Annotated in this window: 7 protein-coding genes; all 7 read left to right on the top strand. The window is 70.9% G+C overall.

The window, feature by feature from the left end; genetic code table 11:
- Positions 1 to 1,909 (top strand): 4Fe-4S dicluster domain-containing protein (locus FMP39_RS36530; RefSeq protein WP_141594560.1); only part of this gene is annotated, 1,909 nt, incomplete at its 5' end.
- Positions 1,906 to 3,330: an NrfD/PsrC family molybdoenzyme membrane anchor subunit gene (nrfD, locus tag FMP39_RS36525; protein ID WP_141594559.1), complete on the top strand. Its 1,425-nt coding sequence runs from the start codon at positions 1,906 to 1,908 to the stop codon at positions 3,328 to 3,330. The genes FMP39_RS36530 and nrfD, both read left to right, overlap by 4 nt.
- Positions 3,327 to 3,854: a DUF3341 domain-containing protein gene (locus tag FMP39_RS36520; RefSeq protein ID WP_141594558.1), complete on the top strand. Its 528-nt coding sequence runs from the start codon at positions 3,327 to 3,329 to the stop codon at positions 3,852 to 3,854. The genes nrfD and FMP39_RS36520 overlap by 4 nt, the downstream gene beginning before the upstream one ends.
- Entirely contained in the window at positions 3,851 to 4,531 is a 681-nt protein-coding gene (locus FMP39_RS36515; RefSeq protein WP_141594557.1) for a cytochrome c, read from the top strand. The genes FMP39_RS36520 and FMP39_RS36515 overlap by 4 nt, the downstream gene beginning before the upstream one ends.
- On the top strand, positions 4,528 to 5,733 hold the full coding sequence (locus FMP39_RS36510; RefSeq protein ID WP_141594556.1) for a hypothetical protein: 1,206 nt from the start codon (positions 4,528 to 4,530) through the stop codon (positions 5,731 to 5,733). The genes FMP39_RS36515 and FMP39_RS36510 overlap by 4 nt, the downstream gene beginning before the upstream one ends.
- A complete protein-coding gene (locus FMP39_RS36505) occupies positions 5,730 to 6,092 on the top strand; it encodes a hypothetical protein (RefSeq protein ID WP_141594555.1) in 363 nt (120 codons plus the stop codon). Before FMP39_RS36510 ends, FMP39_RS36505 begins: the two co-directional genes overlap by 4 nt.
- Positions 6,089 to 7,115 (top strand): cytochrome c oxidase subunit II (coxB, locus tag FMP39_RS36500; RefSeq protein ID WP_141594554.1); only part of this gene is annotated, 1,027 nt, incomplete at its 3' end. The genes FMP39_RS36505 and coxB, both read left to right, overlap by 4 nt.

The raw sequence follows: 7,115 nt of genomic DNA, 5'->3' as shown, positions 1-7,115 counted from the left end.
GCAGGGGGACGGGGCGTTCATCGTGGTGGGGGAATCCCAGCCCGCGGCGGTGCACGCGCTGGCGCATCTGCTCAACGCGACCTTGCACGGTGGAACGGTGCGGTGCGTGGACTCGCTCCTGGTGCCCGCGCCGGACGCGGCGGCGTTGCCGGAGCTCGTCGCGGACATCCGCGCGGGCGTGGTGGACACGCTGCTCATCACCGCGTGGAACCCCGTCTACCGCGCGCCCACGGACGTGCCCCTGGGGGAGGCGCTGGGGCTGGTGGAGGACGCCGTGTACTGCGCGCTTCACGACGATGAGACCGCCGCGCGGGTGTCCTGGTCCGTCCCCTCCACGCATCCGTTCGAGGCCTGGGGCGATGGGCGCGCGGTGGATGGCACCGCGACCGTCCTGCAGCCGCTCATCGCGCCGCTGGTGGAGAGCGCCGTGCCTCCGCTGGAGCTGCTGGCGGCCTTCGCCGGAGCGCTGGCGACCACGCCCTACGAGCGACTTCGGGCCCAGTGGCGTGAGCACGCCGCGGCATCGGGAGACTTCGAGGAGGAATGGGAACGCTGGCTCGCGGAGGGCGTCGTTCCTGGCACGCGGCTGCCGGTGCAACAGGCCGCCGTGGATGCCGCCTCGGTGCTCGCGGCCGTCCAGTCGCTTCCGCCCTCGGGGGACGGGCTGGAGCTGCACTTCGTCACGGACGCCAAGGTCCATGATGGTCGCTACGGCGCCAATCCCTGGCTCCAGGAACTGCCGGACCCGGTGACGCAGCTCACCTGGGACAATGCCGTGTGGGTGAGTCCCGCCACGGCTTCGCGCCTGTCGCTGGCGCGAGGCGACCGCGTCCGCCTGGAGCTTCGCGGCCGTTCGATGGAAGCGCCCGTGCTGGTGGTTCCCGGGCAGGCCGATGACACCCTCACGCTGCCGCTGGGGTACGGCCAGCGCCTGGGCAGCCCGGTGGCGCGCGGCGTGGGCTTCGACGCCCAGGTGCTGCGCTTCCAGGACGCGCCCTGGTGGGCCTCCGGCGTGCGGCTCACGCGCGTGGAAGGCCACCACGACTTCGCGCTGACGCAGGAACACTGGCACATGGAGGGCCGGCCCATCGCGCTCCAGACGACGGCCGCCCGCTTCGCGGCACAGGGCGATGCGCGGCTCCCCGCGCTCCAGGCACCGGAAGAACACCTGTATCCGCCTCGGCCCGTGTCGGACGCACCGGGCCATCGTTGGGGCATGTCCATCGACCTGCACCGTTGCACGGGGTGCAGTGCTTGTGTGGTGGCGTGCCAGGCGGAGAACAACATCCCCGCCGTGGGGAAGGACCAGGTGCGGCGCGGACGGGAGATGCACTGGCTGCGCATCGACCGTTACTTCATGGGGGACGCGGACAACCCCGCCGTCATCACCCAGCCGCTGATGTGCGTGCACTGTGAGTACGCGCCTTGCGAGTACGTGTGCCCCGTGGCCGCCACCGTCCACTCGGACGAGGGGCTCAACCAGATGGTCTACAACCGCTGCGTCGGCACGCGGTATTGCTCCAACAACTGCCCCTACAAGGTCCGGCGCTTCAACTACCTGGAATACAACCGCGGCAGTCCCCTGGACCGGATGTACCGCAACCCCCAGGTGACGGTGCGCTCGCGCGGGGTGATGGAGAAGTGCACGTACTGCGTGCAGCGCATCGAGGCCGCCCGCATCACCGCGCGCGTGGCTCACCGTTCCATCCGGCAAGGGGAGGTGCGCACCGCGTGTCAGCAGGCGTGTCCCACGGAGGCCATCGTCTTCGGTGACTTGAACCAACCGGAGGACCCTGTCACGCGGCTGCACCAGGACCCGCGCCATTACGCCTTGTTGAACCACCTGGGGACGCAGCCGCGCACCGTCCATCTGATCCGGCTGAAGAATCCAAGCGAGGCCACGGGATGAGCGAGCCACTGCCCCTGGCTCCGGTGACGGCGGATCCGCTGGTCGTCCACCCGTTGCTCGAGGAGCGACGCCCGGACGCGCAGCTCGGTGAGGCGTTGCTGCGGCCGGTGCTCACCGCGCCGGGCATGGGGTGGTGGGCGCTCGTCGGCGTGTGCGCGGCGCTGACGGTGCTGCTGGCGGTGGCCATCACCATCACCTTCGTCACGGGCGTGGGGATGTGGGGCAACAACATCCCGGTGGCGTGGGCGTTCGGCATCATCAACTTCGTCTGGTGGATTGGCATTGGCCACGCCGGCACGCTCATCTCCGCCATCCTCCTGCTCTTCGGCATGAAGTGGCGCAGCTCCGTCAACCGCATGGCGGAGGCGATGACGCTGTTCGCCCTGGTGTGCGCGGCGCTGTTCCCCCTGCTGCACCTGGGCCGGCCCTGGAAGTTCTACTACCTGGTGCCGTACCCCAGCTCGCTGCGCATGTGGCCGCAGTTCCGCTCCCCCCTCACGTGGGACGTGGTGGCCATCACCACGTACCTCACCGTGTCGGTGCTGTTCTGGTACCTGGGCCTGTTGCCGGACCTGGCCACCGCGCGGGACACCGCGAAGCAGCCCTGGCGGCGCCGAGTCTGGGGCCTGCTGTCCCTGGGGTGGCGGGGGAGTGCCCGCCACTGGCGGCACTGGCGCACCGGCTACCTGCTGCTCGCGGGGTTGGCGACGCCGCTGGTCGTGTCGGTGCACACCATCGTCTCGTTCGACTTTGCCGTGTCGCAGCTTCCGGGCTGGCACAGCACCGTCTTTCCTCCGTACTTCGTGGCGGGTGCCATCTTCTCCGGGTTGGCCATGGTGCTCTCGCTGTTGATTCCCGCCCGGCGGGCGCTCCACCTGCACGCGGTGGTGACGCAGGCGCACCTGGATGCGCTGGCGCGACTGCTGCTCGTCTCCGGTCTCTTCGTGGCCTACGGCTACGTTCAAGAGCACTTCTTCGGCTGGTACAGCGGAAGCCCCTACGAGATGCACGCGATGAACATCCTGCGCACCGGCCCCTATGCGCCGGCGTTCTGGACCGTCTTCGCCTGCAACGTGCTGGTGCCACAGCTCTTCTGGTTCGCCCGGCTGCGCACCCAGCCGGTGGTCCTGTGGTGCGCGGCGCTGCTCGTCAACGTGGGCATGTGGATGGAGCGCTTCATCATCATCGTGTCTCCGCTCAGCGAGGACTTCCTGCCTGCGAGCTGGCGGCACTACGCGCCCACCTGGGTGGACCTGAGCCTGCTGTCCGGAACGGTGGGGCTCTTCGGACTGGGCTTCCTGCTGTTCCTCCGCTTCCTGCCGCCGGTCCCCATCAGTGAGGTGAAGGAACTCCAACACGAGCTCGCGGCCTCCGAGGCCTTCGCCCATGACGTGTCGGTACGGGAGGGAGGCGCGCGATGAGCCGCTGGGTGCTGGGAGAGTTCCGCTCGCCGGAGCGGATGGTGGAGGCGGCCCGTGCGCTGCGGGCGTCGGGCTTCCTCCGGTTGGACGCGCACACCCCGTATCCGGTGGAGGACGTGGACGCCGTGCTGGGAGTGTCCGGTTCGAGGCTGCCGCTGCTGGCGTTGATCGCTGGGGTCGGCGGCGCGGCGGGCGCCTATGTCGTGCAGTGGTTCACGCAGGCCGTGGACTGGCCGCTGAACGTGGGCGGCCGTCCGCTGCACAGCGGCCCCGCCTTCATTCCCATCACCTTCGAGTCCGCGGTCCTGGCGGCGGCGGGTGCCATCTTCCTGGGGGTCATCGTGGCGTGTGGCCTGCCGCGCGTGACGCATCCGTTCTTCGACCTGGAGGCGTTCCGCAGTGCCAGCATCGACGGGTTCTGGCTCGCCGTCGCGGTGGACGGTTCGGAGGGCGTGGACGCGGCGGAAGGCGCCCTCCGCCAGCTCGGCGCCGCCGTCGTGCTCGCGGTGGAGGGCCGGCGGTGAGGGCGCGTCTTGCGCAGGTCGCCTTCGGGCTCACGGCGGTGGCCGGCTGCGAGGACCTGGACCCGATGCGGGTGCAGGCTCGCGACGGGGCCTTCGTCGCCAACCCGTACTTCGCGGACGCGCGGGCGATGCGGCCCCGCGTCCCCGGGACGGTCGCTCGCGAGTGGTACTTCCAGGAGGCTGCATATGCCCGCCGTGGCTCTCCGGATGGCGGTTGGGTGGAGGTGGAGCGGCTCCCCGTGCCGTTCACGCGCGACACGCTGCGGGAGGGCCGTGCCCACTTCGAGACCTGGTGCGCGCCGTGCCACGGAATGCTCGGTGACGGGCAGAGCATCGTCGCCAAGAACATGGGCGAGCGGCAGCCTCCCTCGCTGTACGGCGAGGCGCATTCACATCCCGAGCATGGCGGTGAGGGGCCGGTGGACGCAGGGGAGGGCGCCCGTCCGGTGCCACCTGGATGGGAGGCGCTGCCACACCCGCCGGGCTTCTATTACTCGGTCATCACCGGCGGGTACGGGTTGATGCCTTCCTACGCGGACGCGCTTACGCCCGAGGCGCGCTGGAAGGTCGTGGCCTGGCTACGGGTCCTGGCGTACAGCCAGCGCGCACCGCTGTCCGCCGCGCCCGAGGACGCACGAGATGAGCTCATGCGGGCTCCCGTGGAGGGTGCGCCATGACGGCCGCGGTGCTGACACGCCTGACGGAAGGCCGGCGCGTGGTCTGGGGCGCCGCCGCGGTGGGGAGCCTGGGGCTCCTGGCCACGCTGCTGGGGGGATGGGCCGCGCCCCGGGAGGCCGCCCACGGCTACCTGTTCGCCTTCGCGTACTGGCTGTCGCTCAGCCTGGGGGCGCTCATCATCCTGGCTGCGTTCCACGCGGCGCGCGCGCGGTGGCCCACCGTGCTGCGGCGGTCCCTGGAAATCATGGCCGCGACCTGCCCGCTGTTCGCGCTGCTCTTCGTCCCCGTGGCCCTGGCGATGCCCCACCTGTTCCCCTGGGTGGCGCTCCCTTCCAGCCTGAGCGGGCATGACCTCCAGTTGCTGGCGCACAAGCAGCCGTACCTCAACGTGCCCTTCTTCCTGGGCCGGGCCCTTCTGTACTTCGCCGTCTGGGGCGCGGTGGGCGTCCTCCTGTTCCGCTGGTCGGTGCGGCAGGACGCGGAGCCGGGCATCACCGAGCGGGCGGTGCGCATCACCCTGTACCAGCGGCGGCTGGCCTCGGGGGCGCTGCCGCTGATGGTGCTGTGCCTGTCCTTCGCCAGCCTGGACTGGCTGATGTCGCTGGAGCCCCTGTGGCAGTCCACCGTGTACGCGCTCACGGTCGGGTGTGGCGCGGTCGTGGGCGCGCTCTCCATGGTGGCCCTCACCGCCGCCCTGGCGCGAGGCGCGGGACAGTTCGGCGCGTTGATGGGGCCGGCGCACTTCCTCCGGTTGGGAACGCTGCTGCTCGGCTTCATCTGCCTGTGGGCCTACTGCGGCTTCTCGCAGTTCCTGCTGGTGTGGATTGCCTCGTTGCCGGAGGAGGTGACGTGGTACCGCGCCCGCCTGGACGGAGGCTGGCTCACGGTGGCGGTGGCGCTGGCCGTGGGGCACTTCGGCGTGCCGTTCTTCCTGCTGCTGCTCCGTCGCGTGAAGCAGCACGCGGGCGCGCTCGCCGCGGTGGGCGCCTGGCTGCTGCTCATGCGGGCACTGGACGTGTACTGGCTGGTGTGGCCCGCGCTCTCCCCCGGGACGGCGACGTTCCACTGGACCAGTGCCACGGCGTGGGCCGGCGTGGGGGGATGGACGGTGGCCGCGTGGGTGCTGCTCGCGCGCGGTGGCTACACGGTGCCAGTGAGAGACCCCTTCCTGCCCCATTCGCTGCGGGTGCCCCGCTCATGAGCACCGGATTCACGCCACCTCCGCCAGAGCACCAGCAGCTTCCAGTGCGGCGCCTCGCCGTGGTGGGGGCTGCGTGGCTCGTCCTGGTCGTGGCGGCGCTGCTCGTGGTCCGTTGGGGAGAGTGGTGGTACGCGCCCGTGACAAGCGCGGGTTTTCCCCCGGCCCTGGGTGCGCCCGAGGTCGCGGACGTCAACCAGCAGCCCTTCGCCCTGGAGGACGGCGCGCCTCGGCTGCGCGACGCACAGCAAGCGCGGCTGCGGACGTATGGCTGGGTGGACCGGGACGCGGGCGTCATCCACCTGCCGGTGGAGCGGGCCATGGAGCAGGTCCTCTCCGCAGAAGAGGGGGCGCGGCCATGAGTGACCTGATGCGGCGAATCCTCTTCCTCCCCGAGGCGGCGTCGTCGCTGGCCCCGCGCGTGGACCGGCTGCACTTCTTCATCATCGGCACCACCTTCGTGGTGGGCGCGGGCATTGGTCTCACCGGACTCTTCTTCCTGGTGCGCTACCGCCGTGGGCGAGCCCCCACGCAGGAGCCGGGGGTGGCCGCGCCCACCTGGATGGAGGCCGCGTTCGCCGGGGTGCCGCTGGCCTTCTTCCTGCTCTGGGGCGCGCTGGGGTTCCAGGACTACGTGTGGGCGCGCACGCCGCCGCGCGACGCGCTGGACGTCTACGTCACTGGCAAGCAGTGGATGTGGAAGTTCGCGTACCCAGACGGGCCGGGCATGGTGGGCGTGCTGCACGTTCCCACCGGCACGCCCGTGCGCCTGCTCATCACGTCGCGCGACGTCATCCACTCCTTCTACGTCCCCGCCTTCCGCTTGAAGATGGATGCGTTGCCAGGGCGCTACACGGAGCTCTGGTTCGAGGCCGTGAGGCCGGGCCGCTACCGGGTGTTTTGCGCGGAGTACTGTGGCCTGGACCACTCGCGCATGCGCGCCGAGGTGGTGGCGTTGGAGCCCGAGGCCTTCGAATCCTGGCGGGGCCGGCAGTTGGCTCAACCCACCTGGGTGGCGGATGAATCCTCCGAGGAGGAGGGCACCCGGGGACCGCTCGCGCGGCGAGGGGCGGTCGTCGCCACGCGGCAGGGCTGCTTCCAGTGCCACACCATCGACGGCACGCCGCACATCGGTCCCTCGTGGCTGGGGCTGTACGGCCGCGAGGAGCCGCTGGCCTCGGGTGACAGCGTGCGAGCCGACGTCGCGTACCTCACCGAGTCGATGATGGACCCGCTGGCGAAGGTGGTCGCGGGCTACGCGCCGGTGATGCCGTCCTTCCACGGGCGGCTGAGCGCTGGCGAGGTGGGCGCGCTCGTCGAGTACATCAAGTCCCTCCAGCCGGAGCGTCCGGAGCCGCCCCCCGCCCAGGAGCCCACGTATGGCC

The organism is Myxococcus sp. AB056 (assembly GCF_006547365.1).
In the GTDB taxonomy this organism is placed as follows: domain Bacteria; phylum Myxococcota; class Myxococcia; order Myxococcales; family Myxococcaceae; genus Myxococcus; species Myxococcus virescens.
Note: the sequence above shows the minus strand (reverse complement) of the source record. Positions and strands in the feature narration are given on the sequence as shown.

Excerpts from the sequence above, each read along its gene's own strand:
- FMP39_RS36510 (WP_141594556.1), top strand. The coding sequence starts at position 4,528 with ATGACGGCCGCGGTGCTGACACGCCTGACGGAAGGCCGGCGCGTGGTC.
- nrfD (WP_141594559.1), top strand. The coding sequence starts at position 1,906 with ATGAGCGAGCCACTGCCCCTGGCTCCGGTGACGGCGGATCCGCTGGTC.
- FMP39_RS36505 (WP_141594555.1), top strand. The coding sequence starts at position 5,730 with ATGAGCACCGGATTCACGCCACCTCCGCCAGAGCACCAGCAGCTTCCA.
- FMP39_RS36520 (WP_141594558.1), top strand. The coding sequence starts at position 3,327 with ATGAGCCGCTGGGTGCTGGGAGAGTTCCGCTCGCCGGAGCGGATGGTG.